The sequence below is a fragment of the Vibrio sp. Vb1337 genome (genome assembly GCF_033338715.1).
Classification (GTDB): Bacteria; Pseudomonadota; Gammaproteobacteria; order Enterobacterales; family Vibrionaceae; genus Vibrio; species Vibrio alginolyticus.
This window is the reverse complement of sequence record NZ_JAWOTD010000155.1, coordinates 1-1,228: the sequence shown is the minus strand read 5'-3', so window position 1 is coordinate 1,228 and position 1,228 is coordinate 1. Positions and strand designations below refer to the sequence as shown.

Annotated in this window: 2 protein-coding genes; both read left to right on the top strand. The window is 46.4% G+C overall.

Annotation, left to right across the window (positions count from 1 at the left end; translation table 11 throughout):
* The coding region (locus tag R7E42_RS24670; RefSeq protein WP_318073184.1) for a DUF2254 family protein at window positions 1-421 on the top strand (421 nt) is incomplete at its 5' end.
* Between the two features lie 181 nt (window positions 422-602).
* Window positions 603-1,082, top strand: coding sequence for an RDD family protein (locus tag R7E42_RS24665; protein WP_015297306.1), 480 nt, complete (start codon window positions 603-605; stop codon window positions 1,080-1,082).
* The last annotated feature ends 146 nt before the right edge of the window (window positions 1,083-1,228 follow it).

Here is a 1,228-nt window from a genome sequence, read left to right as displayed (position 1 = left end):
TGTACTTGCAGAAATAGCCTCTAGGGCCCTCTCTCCTGCCGTTAATGATAATGGTACTGCGATTGATGTTCTGGGACGTTCGATTCGGGCGCTTTCACTTTGGGGAGAACTTATTAGCCAACAGCCGACCAAAACTCGCTTCCCAAGATTGTTTGTGCCCTCGTTAAACTGCCAAGATTTATTCGATGATGTCTTTTTGCCGATAGCGCATGATGGGGCAGCTCAACTGCAAGTTCAGGTTCGCCTGCAAAAGGCATTACTAGCCCTGTCTAGTATGTATCCCAAGCTGTTTAGCGCTCCAGCAACCAAGCTTTCAGAGAAAGCATTAGAACTCGCGTTGAACCAACATTTTACTGAAGATGAAAAGCATCAACTTGCGCAACTTTCGAACCAGGTAACTGACCCAAAAACACGGCGCTGACGATCCATTCAATCAGCATCGTTTTAAGCATACGCCTCAAACATGCGTATGCGCAGCCATCATCCTTCGTGAAAAGCTCTTAGATTTGATCGTAATTGGAGAGTCTGTGCGTTAGCTCTCTTTTCACAGACTGACGGAATCTATATCCTGACGCACAATTTTTAAGGTAAGTGATGGAATTATGACTACTTCTACAACTCTTCCACCAGCGGGATTTTTCCGTCGATTGGCCGCTTTATTTTATGACACACTAATTGTCTTAGCCATTGAGATGATGGCGGCGGGTGTCGTAATAGCAGTGGTGTTTGCTTTGAATGCAGCAGGCTTGCTGAGCTACGGAGAATATGTGGATGCCGCAGATATGTTAGGGAAACACCCGGTGTTGAGTCCGATATTCACACTTTATCTGGCGGTAGTCTGGATTTACTTCTTCGTCTTTTTCTGGACGCGAGCAGGTCAAACCCTAGGCATGCGCGCTTGGAAACTGCAAATTCGAAACGCGAAAGACGGCGCTCCAATTACGGCGACTCAAGCATTAATCCGCCTTGCGACATCAGGCTTTGGTCTTGCGAACTTAACCGTGCCAATTGACCCGCAAAAACGTGGTTTCCACGATATCTGGGCAAAAACTGAAGTGGTAGTTTTGCCAAAAGCAAAATAAATCGCCTAGAAACAAAAAAGGAAGGCATAGCGCCTTCCTTTTTCTTTGATTATAGCTTTCTTCTTAGCAACGCCACCGCAATCGCCAAAAACGCTAAGCTCGGAGCTAAGGCACCAAATATCGGCGGTATGCCATACACCAGAGTC